19 protein-coding genes, 1 tRNA gene and 1 pseudogene are annotated in these 21,600 nt (G+C 68.4%); 12 read left to right on the forward strand and 9 right to left on the reverse strand.

What is annotated here, in order from left to right; translation table 11 throughout:
- Positions 1–70: 70 nt before the first annotated feature.
- The 5 genes from OQF70_RS07995 (at position 71) to OQF70_RS08015 (ending at position 5,174) form a co-directional block, all read left to right on the forward strand.
- Positions 71–1,327 (forward strand): glycosyltransferase family 2 protein, encoded by a 1,257-nt coding sequence (locus OQF70_RS07995; protein ID WP_280536873.1) that lies wholly within the window; start codon positions 71–73, stop codon positions 1,325–1,327.
- Between the two features lie 119 nt (positions 1,328–1,446).
- On the forward strand, positions 1,447–2,481 hold the full coding sequence (locus tag OQF70_RS08000; protein ID WP_280536875.1) for a lysylphosphatidylglycerol synthase transmembrane domain-containing protein: 1,035 nt from the start codon (positions 1,447–1,449) through the stop codon (positions 2,479–2,481).
- 85 nt (positions 2,482–2,566) lie between these two features.
- Entirely contained in the window at positions 2,567–3,280 is a 714-nt protein-coding gene (pyrH, locus tag OQF70_RS08005; protein WP_280536876.1) for a UMP kinase, read from the forward strand.
- Between the two features lie 18 nt (positions 3,281–3,298).
- Complete coding sequence (gene lysS / locus OQF70_RS08010) at positions 3,299–4,993, forward strand: lysine--tRNA ligase (protein ID WP_280536891.1); 1,695 nt, start codon at positions 3,299–3,301, stop codon at positions 4,991–4,993.
- Between the two features lies 1 nt (position 4,994).
- Positions 4,995–5,174, forward strand: a complete 180-nt coding sequence (locus tag OQF70_RS08015) for a hypothetical protein (RefSeq protein WP_280536877.1) — start codon at positions 4,995–4,997, stop codon at positions 5,172–5,174.
- Between the two features lie 6 nt (positions 5,175–5,180).
- Here the strand turns inward: OQF70_RS08015 and OQF70_RS08020 are convergent, their stop codons facing one another.
- Together OQF70_RS08020 and mutS are read right to left on the reverse strand one after the other, a co-directional pair.
- The gene (locus OQF70_RS08020) at positions 5,181–6,998 is read right to left on the reverse strand and encodes a DNA mismatch repair endonuclease MutL (RefSeq protein ID WP_280536892.1); all 1,818 of its coding nucleotides are present in this window, start codon (positions 6,996–6,998) and stop codon (positions 5,181–5,183) included.
- 35 nt (positions 6,999–7,033) lie between these two features.
- Complete coding sequence (gene mutS / locus OQF70_RS08025) at positions 7,034–9,835, reverse strand: DNA mismatch repair protein MutS (protein ID WP_280536878.1); 2,802 nt, start codon at positions 9,833–9,835, stop codon at positions 7,034–7,036.
- Between the two features lie 85 nt (positions 9,836–9,920).
- Here mutS and OQF70_RS08030 point away from each other — a divergent pair, with 85 nt between their 5' ends.
- Positions 9,921–10,454: a J domain-containing protein gene (locus tag OQF70_RS08030; protein ID WP_280536879.1), complete on the forward strand. Its 534-nt coding sequence runs from the start codon at positions 9,921–9,923 to the stop codon at positions 10,452–10,454.
- 63 nt (positions 10,455–10,517) lie between these two features.
- Here OQF70_RS08030 and fer read toward each other — a convergent pair whose 3' ends face one another.
- The gene (gene fer, locus OQF70_RS08035; RefSeq protein ID WP_280536880.1) at positions 10,518–11,228 is read right to left on the reverse strand and encodes a ferredoxin Fer; all 711 of its coding nucleotides are present in this window, start codon (positions 11,226–11,228) and stop codon (positions 10,518–10,520) included.
- A gap of 218 nt (positions 11,229–11,446) precedes the next feature.
- Here fer and pdxS point away from each other — a divergent pair, with 218 nt between their 5' ends.
- Positions 11,447–12,355: a pyridoxal 5'-phosphate synthase lyase subunit PdxS gene (gene pdxS / locus OQF70_RS08040; RefSeq protein ID WP_280536881.1), complete on the forward strand. Its 909-nt coding sequence runs from the start codon at positions 11,447–11,449 to the stop codon at positions 12,353–12,355.
- A 176-nt stretch (positions 12,356–12,531) separates the two neighbouring features.
- Here pdxS and OQF70_RS08045 read toward each other — a convergent pair whose 3' ends face one another.
- Both OQF70_RS08045 and OQF70_RS08050 read right to left on the reverse strand, forming a co-directional pair.
- Positions 12,532–13,407, reverse strand: a complete 876-nt coding sequence (locus tag OQF70_RS08045; RefSeq protein ID WP_280536882.1) for a homoserine kinase — start codon at positions 13,405–13,407, stop codon at positions 12,532–12,534.
- A 106-nt stretch (positions 13,408–13,513) separates the two neighbouring features.
- The gene (locus OQF70_RS08050) at positions 13,514–13,765 is read right to left on the reverse strand and encodes a hypothetical protein (protein ID WP_092817427.1); all 252 of its coding nucleotides are present in this window, start codon (positions 13,763–13,765) and stop codon (positions 13,514–13,516) included.
- A 905-nt stretch (positions 13,766–14,670) separates the two neighbouring features.
- Between OQF70_RS08050 and OQF70_RS08055 the strand changes: the two genes are divergently transcribed.
- Positions 14,671–14,967 (forward strand): type II toxin-antitoxin system HicB family antitoxin, encoded by a 297-nt coding sequence (locus tag OQF70_RS08055; RefSeq protein ID WP_280536883.1) that lies wholly within the window; start codon positions 14,671–14,673, stop codon positions 14,965–14,967.
- Positions 14,968–14,970: 3 nt separating this feature from the next.
- Positions 14,971–15,219 carry a type II toxin-antitoxin system HicA family toxin gene (locus OQF70_RS08060; RefSeq protein ID WP_280536884.1) on the forward strand — a complete coding sequence of 83 codons (249 nt, stop codon included), beginning with the start codon at positions 14,971–14,973 and terminating at the stop codon, positions 15,217–15,219.
- Positions 15,220–15,721: 502 nt separating this feature from the next.
- Here OQF70_RS08060 and OQF70_RS08065 read toward each other — a convergent pair.
- Together OQF70_RS08065 and OQF70_RS08070 are read right to left on the reverse strand one after the other, a co-directional pair.
- Positions 15,722–15,795: transfer RNA gene (locus tag OQF70_RS08065), tRNA-Ile, on the reverse strand.
- 120 nt (positions 15,796–15,915) lie between these two features.
- Positions 15,916–16,590: an FxsA family protein gene (locus OQF70_RS08070; protein WP_280536885.1), complete on the reverse strand. Its 675-nt coding sequence runs from the start codon at positions 16,588–16,590 to the stop codon at positions 15,916–15,918.
- A gap of 170 nt (positions 16,591–16,760) precedes the next feature.
- Between OQF70_RS08070 and OQF70_RS08075 the strand changes: the two genes are divergently transcribed.
- A complete protein-coding gene (locus tag OQF70_RS08075) occupies positions 16,761–17,504 on the forward strand; it encodes a DUF1405 domain-containing protein (protein WP_280536886.1) in 744 nt (247 codons plus the stop codon).
- 28 nt (positions 17,505–17,532) lie between these two features.
- Here OQF70_RS08075 and OQF70_RS08080 read toward each other — a convergent pair whose 3' ends face one another.
- Positions 17,533–18,399, reverse strand: coding sequence for a TatD family hydrolase (locus tag OQF70_RS08080; protein WP_280536887.1), 867 nt, complete (start codon positions 18,397–18,399; stop codon positions 17,533–17,535).
- A 62-nt stretch (positions 18,400–18,461) separates the two neighbouring features.
- On the reverse strand, positions 18,462–19,034 hold the full coding sequence (locus tag OQF70_RS08085) for an HIT domain-containing protein (RefSeq protein ID WP_280536888.1): 573 nt from the start codon (positions 19,032–19,034) through the stop codon (positions 18,462–18,464).
- 146 nt (positions 19,035–19,180) lie between these two features.
- Here OQF70_RS08085 and OQF70_RS08090 point away from each other — a divergent pair.
- Positions 19,181–20,301: pseudogene (locus OQF70_RS08090) on the forward strand (aminopeptidase).
- 191 nt (positions 20,302–20,492) lie between these two features.
- Positions 20,493–21,566: a nucleoside recognition protein gene (locus OQF70_RS08095; RefSeq protein WP_280536894.1), complete on the forward strand. Its 1,074-nt coding sequence runs from the start codon at positions 20,493–20,495 to the stop codon at positions 21,564–21,566.
- Positions 21,567–21,600 lie beyond the last annotated feature (34 nt).

The raw sequence follows: 21,600 nt of genomic DNA on the forward strand, positions 1-21,600 counted from the left end.
AGCGGAGCCACAGGTTTAAGTACCGAAACGGACCCATATCCCGGCTATGAACCGGCTAGGTCGACGCGTAATGGAACGAGCGGGGACGGTGCTCGCGATCCTCGGGCTGCTCGTCGTTGGCTTTCTCACGAGCCTCGACGTGTGGACCGTGGTGATCGCACCGCTGTTTCTCCGCATCCAGTTCCTCCAGGGTGCCCTCTCGGTCGGCACGTTCAGCGTCGTGGTCGCCGTCACCGGGGGCCTATTGGGATACGACGTCTGGCGTGACGACGAGACCGAACGCGTCCGGGAGGGCCCGCTCGTCCAGGCGATCGTCCCGGCCTACCGCGACGCCGACGTCCTGGACGCGAGCGTGACGAGCCTGCTGGTAAACGACTACGACCCGCTCCGGGTCGTGATCGTCGTCGAGCCGGACGACGAGCGAACCCACGATCGTGCCGCGGAGCTGGCGGCGACCTACGACCCCGTCGAGGTCCTGGTCAATGACGATCCCGGGTCGAAGGCGACCGCGATCAACAACGCCGTGGCGTGGAGCCCGGCCGACCACTTCGTCATCTTCGACGCGGACGAACGCGCCGAACCGACGTTCGTCTCGACGGCGATGGGGGAACTGCTCGGTGAGACGGACGTCTTCCAGGGACGCCGCGTGCCGCGTCCCACGGGACCGGTCGAGACGCTTGCCTACAGCGAGCGCGTGGTCGTCCAGGCCGGCTACCGGGTCGGCGATTTCGTCGGCTTCACGCAGTGTCAAAGCTCGGCGACGGGCGTCACCCGCGAGGCGCTTGCGGCGGTCGGGGGCTATGCGGACGTCCTGACCGAGGACCTCTACTTCTCCCACCAGTGTTACAAGGCGGACCTGACGGTGACCCAGAACCGGCGCTGTACCAGCTCGATGGAGGCACCCCACACGCTCGCCGACCTCTGGGGACAGCGAAAGCGATGGCGGATCGGCCACGTACAGGTGTCACACCTCCGCATTCGGGAGGCGTTGCGCGGACGGCCGGGGGGCGGCGACCTGATCACCGTCGGCCGCGCGGTCGGCTCCGTGCTCGCCGGCGGCGCCCTCCTCGTTCTGGCCGCCCACGTCCTGTTCCTGTTGGTCCTCGACGCCAGCGCGGTCGTCGTGCCGGTCGCGGCCATCATCGCGACGATCGGCGGCGTCTGGCTCCGTGACCTCCTCGATGGCCGGGTCGGGCCGCCGTCCTGGACGATCGCACTCGCGCCGCTCGTCTACCTCGGACACGGGGTGCTCACGGTCAAATGCGCCCTCGAGTACCTCCTCACCTGGGAGGGCGAGTGGTACCAGGTGACGAAAACCGGGACGTGACTGGTCGTGTGCGGATGACCTCGGTTGCGTGACCGACCACACGGACGGATGACCTCGGGAACGGACCGGCAGTGGACGGCGGGATTTATGGCTCCGGTGGTCCTCCGGGCGGACGAACCGTGTCCCGAGACGAGACGCCGGTGGGTGCCGGATGGATCGACCGGTCGGCCGCGGCGAAGACGATCGCGGGATTCACGCTCGCGCTGCTTCTCGTGTACCTGCTCGGCGTGGTGGTCGGTTGGGACCGGACGATCGATCGCCTCCGAGCGGCCGAGACGCGATGGATACTGGCGGGGGCGGCGTCGTCGCTCATCGGACTGGTCGTCTGGGGGAAGACCTGGCACGTCGTGTTGGGAACGATCGGGATCGACGTCCCGTATCGGCGCCTGGTCGTGACGTTCCTGTCGGCGACGTTCGCGAACTACGTGACGCCGATGGGACAGGCCGGCGGCGAGCCGTTCATCGCGTACGTGCTCGCCCGTGATACCGAGGCGACCTACGAACAGAGCCTCGCCAGCGTCGTGACGAGCGACCTGATCCGTGCGCTTCCCTTCTTCACGGTCGGCGGCGTCGGGTTGGGCTATCTGCTGGTGACGACCGCAACCCTCCCCGACGCCGTCCGGTCGATGGCGGCGGTGTTGATGGTGCTCGCGGTCGGGGTGCCGTTTCTGGCGGCGACAATCTGGCGGTTTCGTGACCGAGCACAAGCCGCCGTGGTCCGCCTCGCCTCTCCGATCACCCGTCGGACGAACCGCGTCTCGATCGAGGCGGTGCAAGCCCGTCTGGGTCGGCTCGTGGTGGCGACCGAACGCATCGCCAGATCGCCGCGTGCGCTCGTGGTCGCCGTCGGCTACGCCTACGTGGGATGGGTCCTGTTCGCGCTACCGCTGTACTTCGCCGCCCTCGCGGTCGGAACGCCGCTATCGCTCCTGCTCGTTTGTTTCCTGGTTCCGGTGACCGTCATCGCCGGGTCGACGCCGCTTCCCGGCGGACTCGCCGCGATCGAAGGAACGCTCGTCGCGCTGGTGACGGCGCTGACCGCGCTCTCGACGACCGACGCGCTCGCCGTGACGACGCTCTACCGGCTCGTCAGCTACTGGCTCGTCGTCGCCGTCGGCGGGGTGGCGACGCTGTGGGTGATCCGACGGAACTGACTACGGGTGGATCGACGAGACTCCGCCACGCGGGCTCGTTCCGGCTTGATAATCCTTAAGAGCGCCACAGGGTTACCCGGAGTCAATGAATGTCGTCATCTCCATCGGTGGGAGCGTCCTCGCGCCGGATCTCGATCCGGGCCGCGTGGCGGCCCACGCGGCGGCGATCGAGGAACTGTCGGAGGCCGGATGTACCGTCGGCGTCGTCGTCGGTGGCGGTGGCGTCGCACGGGAGTACATCGGCGCGGCCCGCGAGTTGGGCGCCAATGAGGTCCAGCTCGACCAGCTCGGGATCGGCGTCACGCGGCTCAACGCGCGGCTGTTGATCGCGGCGCTTGGCGAGCGGGCGACGCTCTCGCCGGCGACGGACTACGACGAGGCGGTCAGCGCCCTGCGCCGCGACGAGGTCGCGGTGATGGGCGGCGTGATGCCGGGGCAGACGACCGACGCCGTCGCCGCGGAGTTCGCCGAGGCGGTCGATGCCGACCTGCTCGTGTACGCAACCAGCGCCAACGGCGTCTACGACGCCGACCCGAACGCCGACCCCGATGCGGAGCAGTTCGGCCGGCTGTCGCCGACCGAACTCGTCGACATCGTGGTGCCGATGAGCCGTGATGCCGGCGCCTCAGCGCCGGTCGACCTGCTTGCCGCGAAGCTCATCGATCGCGCGGATCTCCGGTCGATCGTTCTCGACGGAACCGACCCGTCGGTCCTCGTCGACGCGGTACTCGAGGGAGACCACGGCGGAACGGACATCGTTCCGGCGGCGTGCACGGAGCCGACGCAGTGGGGGGAGTGACCGATGGCCGACCCCGACATGGCAAGCGATGACGGGACCGATCCCGACGCGACATCCGGTGAGCAGGCCGACCCCGACGAGGGAACCGACGCCGAAGACGGTCCAAGCGGCGAGACGCGCCACGCCTTCTGGGCCGACACGGTCGCCGACGAGATCCTCGAACGGGACCCGACGGAACCGATCGTGATCAAGGGCGGCGTCTCGCCGTCGGGGGTCGCCCACCTCGGCAACTTCAACGAGATCATGCGCGGCTACTTCGTCGCCGAGGTCCTCCGTGACCGCGGCTACGAGGTCCGCCAAGTGTTCACCTCCGACGACCGCGATCCGCTCCGAAAGGTTCCGCGAAAGCTCGCGAACGCCGACGGAGAGATCGTCGGGCTGGGTGAGGTCGACGCCGGCGCGCTCGGACGAAACCTCGGCAAGCCCTACACGGACATTCCGGATCCCTTCGGCGAGGCCGACTCGTACGCGGCCCACTTCGCGACCCTCCTCGCGGCCGACGCCGATCGGCTCGGCGTGCCGGTCGAGATGGTCTCGAACACGGAGCTGTACGCCGACGGCACCTTCGACCCGGTCGTCCGGACGGTCCTCGAGAACGTCGAGACCGCCCGTGAGGTCCTCGGCGCCTACCAGGACAAGGTCGACGAGGAATACGTTCCGTTCAACCCCATCTGCGAGGAGTGCGGCAAAGTGACCGAGACCGTCACGTCGATCGACCTCGACGCGGAGACGGTCGAGTACGTCTGTACCGATATGGAGGCCGGCGACTCGACGATCGAGGGCTGTGGCCACGAGGGAACCGCGACGTTCCGGGAGGGGAAGCTCCCCTGGCGGTTCGAGTGGCCCGGCCAGTGGGACGTGCTCGGGGTCGACTTCGAGCCGTTCGGGAAGGACCACGCCGAGGGCTCCTGGCCCTCCGGCGTCGACATCGCCGAGACCGTCCTGGGGATCGACCCGCCGGTCCCGATGGTCTACGAGTGGTTCACGCTCAACGGGGCGGCGCTCTCCTCCTCGGCCGGGAACATCGTCACCGTCCCGGAGATCCTCGAGCTGCTCGAACCCGAGGTGCTTCGGTACTTCTTCGCGCTGGAGCCGAAGAAGGCCCGCGACCTGGACCTCGAACGACTCGACCAGCTCGTCGAGCGCTTCGACCGCTTCGAGCGCGCGTACTTCGGCGCGGTCGACGACGAGGACCTGACCGCCGTCGCCGACCGCGCCTACCCGTTCCTCGTCGAGGAGGTCCGCGAGGACCGCGTCCGGCTCCCGTACACCTTCGCCGCGGTGCTCGGAATGGTCGAGGACGAGGCGTTCCGCGAGCAGCTGGCCCGCGACGAGGGACACTTCGACGACGACACCCCACAGTGGGCGGTCGAGGACGCGCTCGACCGGGTCGAACGCGCCCGCCGCTGGGCCGAGCGAATGGACAACGAGTACAACTACCGGCTCCAGACGGAGCTTCCCGACGTCTCCTTCGACGACGACGTGTCGGCTGCACTCGAGGACCTCGCCGACTTCGTCGCCGAGGGCCACGCCGGCGAGGCGATCCAAGAGCGGATGTACGAGACGGCCCGCGACCACGACCTCGAGGTGGCGGCGTTCTTCGAGGCCGGCTACCGGCTCTTCTTCGACGAGACGCAGGGCCCGCGACTCGGGGAGTTCCTCGGCGAGCTGGAGCGGGAGTTCGTCGTCGATCGGCTCCGACGGGAGGCGTGAGATGTCCGAGGACCGTTCGATCGACGACGTCGCCGCCGCCGACGAGACCCCGGTCGAACCGGCGACGGCCACCGCGATCTGGTCCGCCGACGGCGCGGCCTGCGACCGCTGCGACACGGTCGTCGAACGGCGATGGCTCGCCGACGGCGACCGGGTCTGTACCGACTGCAAGGATTGGTGAACTCGGTCAGTCGCCGGATGGGCGGTCGAAGCCGGCTGCCAGCGTCGACTCCTCGACGGAGAGGACGGTCGGCCGTCCGTGGGGACAGCTGAAGGGCTGCTCGCACTCGCCGAGCCGATCGAGGAGGTTTCGCATCGCCGTTCGGTCGAGCGCGTCCCCGCGTTTGACCGACGGATGGCACGCGAGGTTGGCCAGCAGGGGATCGTACGGGTCCGCGGGCGGCTCCCCGTTCGTGAGCCGTCCGATGGCGTCGCGGAACGCGTCGGCGTCGGCGGCTCGGCCGAAGGGTGCGGGAACGGTCCGAAGCCTGACGACGTCGCCCCCGAACGGCTCCGCGTCGAACCCGAGCCGCCGGAGGGCATCCCCGTGCGCATCCAGCGCTGCTCGCTCGGCGCTCGTCAGCGAGACGGTCACCGGCGGATCAAGCGTTGCGACTGCGTCCGGCAACGGGTTAGCCTCGCCCGGCGCGTCGTCGCCGTCCTCGCGCGCGAACGCACGCCGCAGTCGCTCGTAGTTGACGCGCTCGTGGGCCGCGTGGGCATCGATCACGAGCAGCTCGTCGCCGGCGTCACACAGCAGATACAGGTCCCGATACTGACCGATCGGGTCGACGTCGGCGAACGGCGCATCGTCCGAGGCCGGCGAGAGAGCCGTCTCGAGGTCGGTCGCGACCGCGGCCCGTCGTCGGAGATCGGCACCGGTCAGCGCGTCCGCGATCGTGTCCCGCACCGCCTCGGCGACGGCGTCGCCGTGCCGCAGTCCGACCTCCCGTTTTGCCGGGTGCACGTTCGGGTCGACTGCGCCGGTCGGCAGCCGAACGTCGATCGCGGCCACCGGCTCGCGTCCGTCTGGAAGCAGCCGGTCGTATCCCGCGACGATCGCACGCTCGAGCTCGGCGTCGGCCACTGGACGACCGTTGACGGCCACGCGAACGTGATCGCGCGTAGCCCGAGTGATCGAGGGATACGCGAGAACCCCCCGGATCTCGACCGCCGCGTCATCGGTCCCGTTGAGCGCCCCGCGCTCCGTCGCGTCGAGCGCCGTCGACCGACTCGCCACGTCGCGGTCGTAGACGCCGAGAACGGCGTCGCTCCAGCCGGTCCCCGGCGTGGAGAGCGTCTCGGTATCGTCGTGATCGAGGGTGAACGCGACGTCCGGACGGGCGAGCGCGTAGTCGGCGACGAGCGCGGAGATCCGGGCGAACTCGGCGCTCGGGCCGGCGAGCGACTCGCGTCTGGCGGGACGGGTGGCGAACAGGTCCGTGACGGTCACCGTCGTGCCGCGGGCTCGTCCCGCGTCCGTGACGGTTCCGACGCCGTCGGCCGTGGCTCCCCGTTCGGCGTCATCGCCGGTTGCGTCCCCCTCGGAACCACCGCCGAGAGCCGCTCTCCCGCCCGCAACGATCTGCGTCCCGACCGGGCCGCCGTCGTTGGTGACTACCTCGAGGCGGCCGGCCGCCTCCGCGATCGCGGCCAGCGCCTCCCCGCGAAAGCCGAGCGAGGCCGCCTCGACCGGGTTCTGGCCGTCCCGGAGCTTGCTCGTCGCGTGTCGCTCGAGCGCGAGGCGAGCGTCCTCGCGGGACATCCCGTGACCGTCGTCGCGAACCCGGATGGCGTCGGTTCCGTCACCGTCGACGGCGACCGAGACGCGCGTCGCGCCCGCATCGAGCGCATTGTCGACCAGCTCCGCGACGACCCGGGCCGGCCGCGTGATCACCTCGCCGGCGGCGATCCGGTCGACGGTTCGGTCGGAAAGCCGCCGGATGCGGGACTCGGGAGCCGGAGAGTCCGCGGGATCGTCGCTCGTCGATGAATGACCGGTCATCGGTGACTCGTCGCTCATCGGTGACTCGTCGCTCATCAGTCGATCTCCCGCTGGAGGTCGTGGAGCGTGTTCAACGCCTCCATCGGCGTCATCGTGGCGATGTCGAGCGACCGGATGGCCGCCGCCAGCGCCGCGTCGGTGGGGTCGTCCCCTCCGGCGGACTCGGAACCGGCATCCGCGTCCCGATCGGCCCCAGGATCGAGTCCGGCGCCGCCGGGGGTGGTCTCGTCGGCCGCGTCGGGTGGGACATCGCTCCGGTCGTCGGCCGATGATCCCGTCTCGGACGCGAGACGCTCGCGCGCGCGATCGACGACCGCTGGCGGGACGCCGGCCAACGACGCCACCTCGATCCCGTACGAGGAGGAGGACGCGCCGCGGGCGACGCGGTGGAGGAACGTCACCTCGCCGTCCTCGCGCGTTGCGGTAAAGTGGAGGTTCCGGACGTGCTCGCGGCGATCCGCCAGTTCGGTCAGCTCGTGATAGTGGGTGGCAAACAGCGTCGTCGCGCCGATCTCGTCGACGATGAACTCGGCGGCGGCACACGCGATCGCCCGCCCGTCGGTGGTCGCGGTGCCGCGGCCGACTTCATCGAGCAGGACCAACGAGTCGGCCGTGGCGTCGTGAAGGACCTCGGTCAGCTCGCTCATCTCGCGCATGAACGTCGACTGGCCCCCGGCGATGTCGTCGGAGGCGCCGATGCGGGTGAACACGCGGTCGACGACCGGGATCCGGGCCGTCTGTGCGGGGACGAACGACCCCAGCTGTGCCAACACGACCGCGAGCGCGACCTGGCGCATGTACGTCGACTTCCCGCTCATGTTCGGCCCGGTGATCAGCGCGAGGTCGCCGCGGTCGAGGTCGACGTCGTTCGGGACGAACTCGCCCCGTCGCTCCACCACCGGGTGGCGGCCGCCCTCGATCGTGATCCCGCCACGGTCCCCGGTGCCGGCCGACGGATCAACGATCGTCGGCCGGACGTACTCCCGCTCGAGTGCCACGGTCGCCAGCGAGACGAGGGCGTCGAGTTCGGCCAGCGCGTCCGCGAGCGCCTGGAGCCGATCGGCCTCCGCGGCGACGTCGGCGCGGACGTCGGTGAACAGTTCGTACTCGAGCGCGTCCGCGCGCTCGCTTGCGCCGACGATCTCGTCCTCCCGCTCCTTCAGCTCGGGCGTGTAGAACCGCTCGCTGTTCTTCAGCGTCTGGCGCCGGTGGTAGTCGTCGGGAACGGCATCGAGGTTGGGGTCGGTGACCTCGATGTAGTAGCCGTGAACCTGGGTGTGGCCGACCGTCAACGAATCGACCCCGGTCCGTTCGCGCTCGCGGGCCTCCAGCTCGGCGATCCACTCCCGTCCCTCCCGTTCGGTCGCCCGGAGGTCGTCCAGTTCCGCGTCGAACCCCCGTTGGATCACGTCGCCGTCGGTGATCTCCTGGGGCGGGTCGGCGACGATCGCCTCCGCGATCAGGTTCCGGACGTCGGGGAGGGGATCGAGGCGGTCACGAAGGTCCCGGAGGTGATCACAGAGCGCGTTCGAGTCGTTAGTCGTCACGTTCGAGTCGTCAGCCGTCACGTCCGATTCCTCCCCCATCGACAGGGCGTCGCGAAGCTCCGGAACGACCGAGAGGGTGGCCGCGAGCGACCGGAGATCGCGGGCGTTCGCCCGTCCGCGGGAGATCCGCCCCACGAGGCGTTCGAGGTCGTAGGCACTGGCCAGCCCGTCGGCCACCGACTCCCTGGCGATCGGCTCGTCGACGAACCACTCGACAGCGTCGTGTCGCGACCGGATCCGGTCGGGATCGATCAGGGGACGCCGGAGCCAGCGTTCGAGCCGGCGGCGGCCGAGCGCGCAGCTCGTCTCGTCGATGACGTCGAAGAGCGTGTCGCCCGCGCCCGGCCCGCGGTTCTCGAACAGTTCCAGGCTACGCTGGGCGGCCGCATCGAGTCGGAGACGTCGGCGTGGGTCGTACCGGCGGATCCGGGAGACGTACTCGAGCGGTCCCTCGTCGCCCTGGGTGTACTCGGCGTACGCGAGGACCGCCCCCGCCGCGCGGACCTCCGCCTCGGTCCCGAACCGCTCCTCGGGCGCCGACAGATACGGCTCGAGGCGGTCACGAGCCGTCCGGGAGTCGAAGTGGTCGGCATCGATCGTCGTCTCCATCCACCGCGGATCGCCAGGGGGCACGGGGGCATCACCGTGGTTCGCGGAGGAATCGCCGCCGTCCCCGATGGCGTCGATCCCGGGGCCACGGACGACCTCCGCGGGATCGAGGCGATCGAGTTCCTCGGCGACGGTCTCCGGATCGCCGCTCGTGACGAGACACTCGCCGGTGGCGACGTCGACCGCCGCGAGTCCGTCGACGGCGCGCCCGTTCTCACTCCCCTCGGGCTCCCGAGTGAGCGCGGCGACGTAGTTCGTGGTCCGGTCAGTGAGCAGCTCCTCGTCGACGACCGTTCCGGGCGTGATAACCTGTGTGACCGCGCGATCGACGAGTCCGGACGCGGCCGCCGCATCCTCGATCTGGTCGGCGATCGCGACGCGATAGTCGGCCGCAAGTAGCCGCTCGAGGTAGCTCGTCGCGTTGTCGATCGGGATCCCGGCCATCGGGTACTCGCCCGTCGAGTCCTCCCGCTGTGTCAGCGTCACCTCACAGACCCGGGCGACCTCCTCGGCCGCCTCACAGAAGGCCTCATAGAAGTCGCCCACCTGAAAGAGGACCAGGGCGTCCTCGTGGGTCGCACACAGATCGGCGTACTGGGAGAGCATCGGCGTCAACTCCTCCCGGACGGCCGCGATCGAGGGCGGCAGCCCGGTGACAGTCGTGGGATCCGCCGTCGGCATACACGTGAGGCAGTGAGGCACGGAAATGAATGTTACCCACCGCACCCGGCGAGACGTTTACGGTCCGTGCTCCCCAACGGCGGGTGTGACCGATCGACCGATCGTCGTGGGGCTGACGGCGACGTTCATCGGACTCACGGCGCTGTTGGCGGTCGGCGGCGTCGTCGTGCATCCGGTGTTGCTGTTCGTCGCGATCCCCTTCGGCGCCGCGGCCTACCTCCTCTCGCTGCACGCACGGGGACGACTGGATGACCGGATCCGGTCGCGAACCGTCTCGCGCGCCGCGGCCCGACAGCGCGAGCGCGAGCGGCGAGCACGCGATCGCACGCGGCGAAACCGGACGGACGCGTTCGGCGCCGACGCTCGCGGGACGGAGCGCGGACGCCCCGGCGGGGCCGGAGCCGCCGGTCGCCACCGGGCGGGCGCCGCGGGTGGCGGCGATCGGATGGGGCTGGAGGCTGCATACCGCACGCTCGGCGTCGATCCGGACGCCGACGAGGAGACGATCAAACGTGCCTACCGCGAGCGGGCGAAATCGCTCCATCCCGACGCCGAGTCGGGCGACGAGGAGGCGTTCAAAAGGTTGACGCGCGCGTACGACCGGCTCACGGAGCGGTGATCGGGTTCACCCAGCGGTGGTTATCAAGCGATGGAGATCCCCGACCGAACCGGCGCGCAACGCTCAGTCGTCGGCGCGGGCCCGGTCGAAGGGATGTGGCGGGAGCCGGAGTTCCTCGAGTCCGGGAAGGTGTTTCACGTTGAAGACGATCCGCAGGTCGTCGGTGAGCGGCTCGCCGACACAGGAGAGCCGGATGTCGCTGTCGATCAACTCCTCGGAGAGCACGTTGTTCGCGGGGATGGACAGCTCCCCCTCGACGACGGCGACGGCGCAGTTCGCACACGCGCCGCCGCGGCAGGCGTACGGCCACGCAAAGCCGCGATTCTCGGCGGCTTCGAGCAACGACTCTCCCGGCTCGACGAGAAAGCGGCCATAGGCGGCGTGCGGAAGGTCGGCCCCGGCCGCCTTCTCGAAGAGGTCGTCGTCCCCGAGGTCCCAGCCGTGGTCCGTGAGGACCTCGTAGTCGAGATACTCGACGGTCGCGGCCGCGTCCGCGGATTCGGAACCGGGGTCGGGGCCGACGTCGTCACCCTCGCTTTCGGCACCAGCGGCAGCCGCGCCGCCCCCGCGATCGTCACCATCCCCGTCGGGATGGTCCTCGATCGTGGCGTTCCCGTCGACGATCGCCTCGTAGGCGGTTTTGACCGCCTGAAACTCCTCGGCTGAACCGCCGTGGTCCGGGTGTGCTTCGAGCACGCGACGCCGATACGCGCGTTCGATCTCCCCGTCGTCCGCATCGGCGTCGATCCCCAACACGTCGTACGGGGAGCCCATACACACGGTAACGGGATCGGAGGCAAAAGCCTTCCCAACCGACCCGTCACCGCCGACGGATGTCGCTCCCGTTCGAGATCGTGAAACGATCGTCACCACGGTTGCGCAAACATCGATCGATCGCCGGTTCGGTTGAAGGGCCAACGTCTCACCCGCCAGGAACCTGAATCGAAATCGAAAGGCGCGGTCGTTAAGTGGGTACCGTTCAGAGGAAACGTATGGCAGACGCCACCGATCTCGAGGAGCTCAAACGCGGCACGGAGCTGGTCAAACGCGGGTTCGCCCGGATGCAAAAGGGCGGGGTGATCATGGACGTCGTGACCCGTGAGCAGGCCCGGATCGCGGAGGACGCCGGCGCGGTCGCGGTGATGGCGCTCGAGGCCGTTCCGGCCGACATTCGGAAACGCGGCGGCGTCGCCCGGATGCCCGACCCGACGAACGTCACCGAGATCATCGACGAGGTCTCGATCCCGGTGATGGGCAAATCCCGGATCGGCCACCGCAAGGAGGCGGAGATCCTCGAGTCGCTCGGCGTCGACATGATCGACGAGTCCGAGGTGCTCACGCCGGCCGACGACGAGTACCACATCGACAAGCGGGCGTTCACCGCGCCGTTCGTCTGTGGCGCCCGCAACCTGCCGGAGGCGCTCCGCCGTATCAACGAGGGCGCGGCGATGATCCGGACGAAGGGCGAGGCCGGCACCGGCGACGTCAACCAGGCCGTCAAACACCAGCGAACGATGCAGCGACAGATCCGTGAGATCGCCGGCCTCGAACACGTCGAACGCGAGAAATGGGCCCGCGAACACGGCGCCCCGCGCGAGCTCGTTCACGAGACCGCCGAGGTCGGCCGGCTCCCGGTCGTCAACTTCGCCGCCGGCGGGATCGCCACGCCCGCGGACGCGGCCCTGATGATGTACTACGGCTGTGACGGGATCTTCGTCGGCTCGGGCATCTTCGGCGCGGAGAACCCCAGCGAGATGGGCACGGCGATCGTCGAGGCCGTCACCAACTGGGACGACGCCGACGAGCTCGCCGAGATCGCCCGCGGCGTCGGCAAGGGGATGCAGGGCCAGTCGACCGACTCCATCCCGGAGGAGGAGCGCCTCCAGGGTCGCGGCGTCTAGTCGGACACGCAGGACAGAGGACTCACCGGACGGACCGGGTCTTTTCACACCCCGCTTTTCAACACACCATCGACCGACGGGTCCGCCGACCCCACAGTTTCACCGGGATCGCGGCGTCAACGAGGTCACAGCATCGCCGAAGTCACAGCGTCGCCGCAGTCACACCGTCGCCGATCTCACAGCACCGTCGCGCCGCGTCCGATACGGGTCTGATACGCCCGCGATTCGACGCCGGCGTTCGCGAACGCGTCGACCATCGCGGCGGCGATGTGGCGGCGCCGTGGTTCCTCACAGACCGCAAGCACCGTCGGGCCGGCTCCGCTGACGGTGACCCCTGCGGCACCCGCCTCGAAGGCCGCCTCGCGGACGTCGTCATAGCCGGTGATGAGGCGGGCGCGTTCGGGCGTGACGACCGGGTCGTCCATACCTTCGCCGACGAGCGCCGGATCCGACCGACACATCCCGATCGTGAGCGTCGCGGCGTTCCCGACGGTCTCGACGACGTCCTCCATCGACGCGGTCTCGGGGACGACCCGGCGAGCGTCACGGGTCGAGACGGCGACGTCGGGCAGACACGCCACGAGCGGGACGCCCGTATCGACGCCGTGGGTCCCGGTCGGGGTGGTGACCGTGAACCCGCCGACGATGGCCGGCGCGACGTTGTCCGCGTGGGCGACGCCGGAGACGACCGCCTCGCCCTTGGCTGCGATCGGCACGAGTTCCTCGCGGGAGTGGCCGCGGTCGTAGAGTTCGTTGAGGCCGACGGCGGCCGCGGCGGCGCTGGCCGCCGAGGAGCCGAGCCCCGACGCCGGCCGCACGCCCTTATCGATGTGGATCTCGGCGGGCGCATCGAGGGTCTCGACGACCGCGCCGACCGTGTTCTTCTTCGGGTCCTCGGGGATGTACTGGGCGCCGACGCCGGTGACCTCGATCGAGGTCGTCTCCGCTTTCTCGACGGTCACGACGTCGGCCGGCCGGGCGAGCGCGGCACCGAACGTGTCGAACCCGCTGCCGAGGTTCGCGCTCGTGGCGGGTGCCCGTACCGTGATCATACTCGGGGGTTGCGGCGGTGGGCAAAAAAGGAGGTGGATCGATCCGCGATCGGAAGCCGACGAACCCGGAGCGTGACGGCGACGAACGGTCGGACCGTGGCCGCGATCACTCAGCCATCGTCCACAGCAGTGGACCGACGACGATGAGCACGAGACCGAAGAGGATGTAGGGCGCGGACATCGTGCTGAACGGCGCGACGGCGAAGATCAACCCGAAGACGACGAGGTTGACAGCGATGACGCGCTGACTCTTCAGCGGGAGCGCCCCCAGCGTGGTCACCGCGAACGTGAACAACAACACGTGCCCCAGGTGATAATTCAGCAGGAAGTTGTTGACCAGGGGTTGCAGCGGGATCATTCTCGTTCGATGCTGCGTCCGGTCGGCGCATTAAAGTTCCGTTTCGTCCGACCGATCGGTCCGTCTCGGGGCACGTCGGCGGCCTCACGTGATGACGCTCTGGGTCGGATGTCGTGTGCGGATCGTGGCGTCGTCGACGACTGGTCGCGAACACAAGGGGCGACGACGTCGAGCGATCGCCGGACGGTGTCTGGAGATGGTGCCTCCGTGACCGGACGGAATCGCGGACCGTCGTCTCAGAATCGTTATCGTGCGGAAGTTAGGTGGCTGGGGAGTTCCCGGCCCCTAATACGCCACGGCCAAAGACCGTGGACGTTGTAGGTGGGCCAACACGGGCTCAACCAAGTGAACTGTGCGTGCCGTCGTTGATTCAGACATCTAGAAACCCTCCGGGAGATATTCCTGTCGTCGCCGCATTCGCTGGCGTTTCGACACCTTATCGTAATGCTTCTCCAGAATCTTTTCACTCATATCACCCCGACCGCTAATAACCTCACGAGGAATCTGGGAATCACGTAATGCCGTAATTGATCCCGTTCGAATCGCGTGAGGTGACACGGACGACGGGCACCCACTCGCGTTAGCGTGAGAAGTGAACTCACAGGTGTCTGGCTCGTAAGCTACAAGATTGAGTATTTAAGCTCTGTTAGATTCCTATTGTGGTGATACTTTTCTGCGGTCGTGGTGAATACAGAGCGCTTGTCCGTCAGGAGATCCATCTGTCTTCAGTACGCGTGGAAGCCTGAAATCAATCCGTCCACTCATAATTGGGTTCATATTCGCTGTGTCGCTCGAGCAGGAACGCGATCGGACGGGAGCAGCCGAGATTATGCACCAACGGAGATCGGTTCCGTATGGTCCCGGTCGACAGAACACTTTTGCCCGTTTGCCCGAAACGTGGACGTATGAGTACCGATACGGGCGTGGAGGAGAACGGGCCGACCACGCCGACCCGTATTCGAATGGAGCTATCCGAGGACGGTGAGATGTGGATCATCACCGATGAGGATACGGGTGTGACGACGCAGGGCGAGACGCGTGAGCACGCCCTGGAGATGCTCGATGAGGCGGTCGCACTCCACGCCGAGAACGGTGAGGACGTCGACGACGAAGCTGCCCTCTTCGAGGACCTCGGTCTCGATCCCGACGAGATCGAGGCGGCTCGATCGGAGTCCGAGGAACTGCCGGAGTTTATGCAGTAACAAATGGTCACGTCCGACTTTTCCGGCCAGGACGTCGTCAAGGCCCTTACGAAGAACGAATTTCGAGTGATCGGTCGTCAGGGGAGCCACGTTCGCCTTCGGTACGATCATCCGGAAAACGACGACGACGTTCGGCTCGTGACCGTTCCGATGCACGATCGAATCAAAGGCGGAACACTTCGCGACATTGCCGAGCAGTCCGGCGCCGAGGACTTCCACGCGTGGTGTCGGTGGATCGAGAAGCACCGGTGACCTTCCACCAAGTGATTCCGCGGACGCATGATGCGCGCGTACCTCACAGGCGACCGCAGTGCCGATGATCCCGTGAGTGAGTAGTTGACCGAGGGCCCTCAGAGTTCGTGTGGGGTCGACGGTCGAGATCCCCTCGATCGAGGTGTATAGAGTATCCGTCGAGACGAGCGTTTCGTCGAGCACGTCCGCGGTCCGGAGGTGGGTCGCGTCGAAGGGATTCAGCCGGTCGTACTTCCGTTGAAGCGCTGCATCCGCAGCGACGTGGGATTCCCGCAGCGACACGAGTTCGATCCCCGCGTCACTCGTCACCGCCGATCACCCGGTTTGGTGAGCCCGGCAGTTTCGGCTAAGACCGATCGCCCGACGGCGTCGAGGGGTGGTAGTACCCTTGACCGGACAAAATTACAGACCGGGTTATCAGTTTCGTTAGAATACGGAAATTGGATGGCTGGGGAGTTCCCGGCCCCAATTTCGTCCAGCCCATATGTGGGCCGGACTGCCATGGGCCAACACGGATTTGAACCGTGGACCTCCCGGTTATCAGCCGAGCGCTCAACCTGACTGAGCTATTGGCCCAGGTGAGCGCATTTCCCGCTTGCGCGGGTAAGAGTTTAAGGGTTTCCCTTTGAAGATCGTCGCGCAGTCAGTCGGTTTTCGGCACGGTATCGATCCACGCATTCACGCGACCGTCGAGGGTCACCGTTCGTCGGGAGACCGGCGATCGTCGTCGCGGTCGTCGGCGGTATCCTCGACCGTGTAGTCGACGTCGACGACGTCGTCGGCCCCGTCCGCGGTTCCCGTTGCCGTGTCGGACCGGGTACTCGAGCCGGAACCGGACCGCGATCGGGGCCCCGACCCGGCGGCACCGCCGTCTCCGGGGCTGCCGCCATCGCCGGGCGGCGTGAATCCACCGCCGAACGCGCCGCCGGACCCGTCGAATCCCTCGCCGTCGGGGAAGCCGCCGATGTACACGTTCCCGCTCAGGAAGCCGTCCGTCCGGCGCTCGAGGTACGGGACGAGGACGAAGCGCTTCGTCACCGCCCGGATCGGGATCCGCGTCGGCGGGAACGCCAGCAGGAACCCGATCGTGTCGGTGACCAGCCCGGGAGTGAGCAGGAAGGCGCCCGCGGCGATGAGCAGCGCGCCGTCGAGCAGCTCGTCGGTCGGCGGCTCGCCGCGGGCGGCCTTTCGCTGCAGTCGGGCGAGGGTGTTGCGGCCCTCCGCACGGACCAGCAACATCCCCAACAATGCCGTGAGCACGACCAGCGCGACGGTGAGCTGCCAGCCGAGGTGGTCGGCCACGACGACGAGGAACAGCGCGTCCGCAAGCGGGATCACGAGAAGAAGCGCGATCAGATAGCGCAGGCGCATATCCCCGGGTTCAACTCGCGGACCCATAGCCCTTTTCGTCGGCGACGACCACGGGTTCCGGCGAGAGACGGCTCTGGAGACCGCGAATCGGCCCGGTACGACGGCTGGTGGATCCGGTCCGGCCCGGAACGGACCGCCACCGCTTTGTGAGGCGGCGACGACCCACGGATATGTCACGGGGGTCAGCATCCGGATCGACCGATGCCGCCGATCCGCGGGAACGAGGAACGCCGCGGGAGCAGCCGACGCGGGTGTCGCTTCCACGGTGGGCCGCCCCGCTGCCGGCCCGACTCGAGGCGATCGCGTTGCGATGGGTCTGGGTAATCGTCGCGATCAACCTGCTCGGAACGGCCTTCGGCTTCTGGTACTACCGGTTCCAGCTCCAGCAGATCGAGCCGCAGTGGTGGCTGTTCGTCCCGGACAGTCCCGGGGCGACGCTGTTCATCGCGCTCGCGCTCGCGGCGTGGGCGCTCGGGCGACCGAACGACACGCTCGCGTCGCTCGCGTTCATCGGCAACATCAAACTCGGCCTGTGGACGCCGTACGTCCTCGTGGCGTTCGCGCCGGGATTCCTCGAGTTCACCCCGATCCCGATGTATCTCTTTCTGTTCTGGAGCCACATCGCGATGGCGGTGCAGGCGTTCGTCCTCCACCGGATATCGGGGTTCCCGCTGCACGCGATCGCGATCGCCGCGACGTGGTACACGGTCGACCTGCTGTTCGATTACTTCGTCCCGCTCGGCGGGCAGGTCACGCACACGTCGGTTCCGTACGCGGGATCGACGCCGTGGTTCACGACGACCGTGCTCCAGGTCGCGGCGGCGGGCGCAGTCGTGTTGACGATCGCCCCGATCGCGTGGCTGCTGGCGACCCGAATCCGGATCGTCGCCGCCGACGGACACGTCTGGGAGTGACCCTCGCGACGACGCGGTCGATGCGTACCTACCGGTCGAGCGTCGCCTCGGTATCGATACCGTAGACGTGCTTCGGCGTCTCGACGTGGGCGATCCGGACCGCGTCATCGTACCCCTCCTCGAGCAGCCAGCGAACGCGCCGCGGGACGGTCTTCGGACCAAGGACCGCGCCCGGTTTGTCGGGGTCATCGACGAAGTCGGTCTCCATCAGGAAGGGGTCGCCGTGATCGCTCGCGCGCTCGGCGGCGCGTTCGAGCCGGTCGGGCTCGCTCATCACGCTCGGGGTCGGTCCGCGGAGCCGGCCGGCGGCGTAGTGTTTGACGACGCGCTCCGGGGCGAGCCCGCGCTCGTCGGCCCACGCGGCCAGCTCGGAGAGGTCCTCGCTGGCCTCCGTGTGCAGCTGGACCGCACAGTCGTGCTCGGCACCGAGCGTGAAGGCGTGTTTCGTGACCGCGTTCGAGGCGTCCCACACGGCGTCGGACACCTCGTAGTGTGGCCGCCCCGACTTGAGCGCGAGCGCGTCACCGCCGGCGACGTACTCGGCCGCCACCGAGAGCCCGCCCTGCATCAGCTCGCGCGCCTCGTCGGGTGAAAACCCGCGTTCGTCCACCAGTCGGCTGATCAGCCCCGGATGCACGCCGAGGACCGGCCAGGCGCCGCCATCGAGCAGCTCGTCCGCCGCGCCCGCGACGTCGATCGTCTCCTCGAAAACCGCCCGGAAGTCGGCGGGCTCGCCGGCCTCGACGCCGAGGTGCCAGGAGGGCTTGTTCACCACGAGCAGGTGTGTGCCGCCGAGGTGCCGGAAGTCCCTAACGGCGTCCATCCCGCGGCCGTGTCGCGGATCCAGGTGGAGGTGGTTGTCGAGCACGGGCGTTGGAAGGTCGGGGTCCGTCATCGGCGAGGTCTTCGGCCGGCCGCCTAAAAGTGCCCGCGATCAGCAGGACGGCGTGACCGCGATCAGAAGGAGAGTCGGACCGCTCCGGCAACCTCGTCGGCGTCCGCGTCATCCCCTTCGATCGGCGGGACCTCGACCGCGGCCTCGAGGTCGCCGAAGGCGGCGTGGAGGTGCTCGTAGGTCCGCTCGACCGCCTCGACGATCACCTTGGTGTCGCTGACCACCGGCATAAAGTTCGTGTCGCCGTTCCACCGCGGGATCACGTGCGTGTGGATGTGGTCGTCGATCGAGCCGCCGGCGGCCGACCCACCCAGGTTCATCCCGGTGTTGACGCCGTCCGGGCCGGAGGAGCCCTCCAGCGCCGCGATCGTCGCCGCCTTGAGCCGCCCGTGTTCGAGCATCACGTCGTCAGCGAGCGCGCCCCACTCGGCGACGTGATCGTACGGGATCACCATCGCGTGGCCCGGGTTGTAGGGGGCGTTGTTCAGGAGGACGAAGTTGTGCTCGCCGCGAGCGACGATCCGGGCGTCGACGTCGTCGCCGCGCTCGGGAAGGACGCAGAACGGACAGCCGTCGATCGGATCCTGATCGCGTTCGACCCACTCGATCCGCCAGGGGGCGTAGATCTGGTCCATACCGTCGATGTGGGCGGGCGGGTCTTGAAGGGTTCCGTCGATTCCCACGCCGGCCGGGCAGGGTCGGCCGCCGGTCCGGAATCGGCCGTCGATCCAGTCTCGACCGAAGCGATGGTTTTTGTCCACGCACGCCGACGTCGAGAGTAATGGATCCACGCGTACGCGACCACGCGGAGACGCTCGTCGACTGGAGCGCGCGCATCGAGACCGGCGACGACGTGATCGTCGACGTCGACGAGGGGGCACACGACCTGGCCGTCGCGGTCGTCGAGGCGCTCGGCGAGCGCGGAGCGAACGTCGAAGTGACCTACGGCTCCGGCGAAATCTCCCGGGCGTATTTAAAGGGGCGCGAGAACGGGGACGAACCGTTCGAGGCGGACCCGGACCACTCGCTCGCGCTCTTCGAGGCGGCCGACGCGTACCTCCGACTCGGCGGCGGCCGGAACACGATGGCGACCGCGGACGTCGACCCCGAGACGCGCCGGGCGCACGCCCGATCCCGGACCGGGATCCGTGAGGCGCGAATGGACACCGACTGGGTCTCGACGGTGCACCCGACCCGGAGCCTCGCCCAGCAGGCGGGGATGTCGATCGAGGCGTATCGGGAGTTCGTCTACGGCGCGGTGTTGCGCGACTGGGAGTCGCTGGCCGCGGAGATGGACCGGCTCAAGGACCGCCTCGATGCCGGCTCGGAGGTCCGGATCCGGATCGATCCCGAGGACCGCCCAACGACGGATCTGACCGTCGGGATCGAGAACCGGACCGCGGTCAACTCCGCGGCCTCCGTGCCTACGACTCCCACAACCTCCCCTCCGGCGAGGTGTTCACCGCGCCGGCGACCGTCGAGGGGACCGTCTGCTTCGACGTGCCGATGACGATCTCCGGGCGCCGCGTCCGGGACGTTCGCCTCGAGGTCGCCGACGGCGAGGTCGTCGACTTCGAGACCGCCACGAACGAGGACGCGCTCGCGTCGATCCTCGAAACCGACGCGGGCGCTCGGCAGTTCGGGGAGCTCGGGATCGGGATGAACCGCGGGATCGACCGGTTCACCGACTCGATCCTCTTCGATGAGAAGATGGCCGGCACCGTGCACCTCGCGCTCGGCCGCGCCTACGACGCCTGCCTGCCCGAGGGCGAGTCCGGCAACGACTCGGCGGTCCACGTCGATCTGATCGCCGACGTCTCGGCGGACGCGTCGATCGCGATCGACGGCGAGGTGATCCAGCGGGACGGGACCTTCCGGTGGGAGGACGGCTTCGAGGAATGACCATCGTTCGGGAGATGACCATCGTTCGGTGGATGACGATCGGACCGGTCCGATGCACCTTTGACGACCGATCGTGAAGGAAGCCCGTGTTCGGAGCCGCGATCACCGACCCGACGCTCTGGACGGTTCACCAGTCGGTGATCGGACACCAGTTGATGGTCGGGACCCAGTCGGTGATCGGACACCAGTTGATGGTCGGACTTCAGTCCGTGTCGGCGACCACGATCGCCGCCGAGACGATCGCGCTCCTCCGTGAGGTCCTGCCGCGACTGGCCCGGATCACGGTCTTCATCGCGCTCGGCGTCTTTCTCGCCAACCTCGTCGTCTCATTCGGGCTGATCCGGTACATCGCCGGCGTCGCGGGGTATCTCACCCGACCGGCCAACCTCCCGGACGAGGTCGGCACCGCGATCCTGACGACCGCGGCGTCGACGACCGCCGGCTACGCGACGCTCGCGGAGTACCGCGAGTCAGGGCTGCTCGACGACCGTGCGACGATCGTCGCCGTGATGATAAACACGTTCTTCGGGTTCGTCCAACACGTCTTCACCTACTACGTCCCCGTCCTCATCCCGATCCTCGGGTTTCACACGGGCGTCCTCTACGTCTCGATCCGCGCCGGGATCTCGCTGGCGATCACGATCGCGGGCGTGGCCATCGGCGGCGTCGTCCTCTCCTCGCGGAACGTCGATCGGTCGGCGCTCGCGGACCTCGAGACCGGCCACGGGAACGGTGGATCGGCTGATGGCGAGTCCGAGACGGACGGCACAGCGGACGACGGCGAGTCCGATGACGCCGAGGGCTCACCCGACTCCCCCCGCGACCGGGCTCGGGAAGCCGCTCGGAAGACCGCCGGCACGCTCCGGCGGATCGTCCCCAGACTGGCCGTGGTCTACACGCTCGTGATCGCGCTCATCACCCACGTCGACGTCGAGGCGCTGACCGGCGTCGCCGAGCCCCTCACCGCAGCGCTCGGGCTGCCCGGCGCGTCGGTCGCGATCGTGGCCGTCTACTCGCTCGACACCACGGCCGGGGCGGTCGCGATCGCGCCGCTCATCGGCGAGACGTTCACCCCGCGGACCGCGGTGGTGACGATGCTGCTTGGCGGGATCGTCTCCTTTGCGGTCTCGACGTTCAAGCGGTCGATCCCCTTCCAGTTCGGGATCTGGGGGCCCGAATTCGGCCTGAAGGTGATCGCCGTCAACACCGCGATGAAGCTCGTGTTCATCTCGGTCGCAATCACGGGCCTGCTGCTGGCGCCGTAAGCGGAAGGACTGGAGGCTGGGGACGGAGGCGGGG

The sequence above is a fragment of the Halopenitus sp. POP-27 genome, assembly GCF_029889855.1.
Taxonomy (GTDB): Archaea; Halobacteriota; Halobacteria; order Halobacteriales; family Haloferacaceae; genus Halopenitus; species Halopenitus malekzadehii.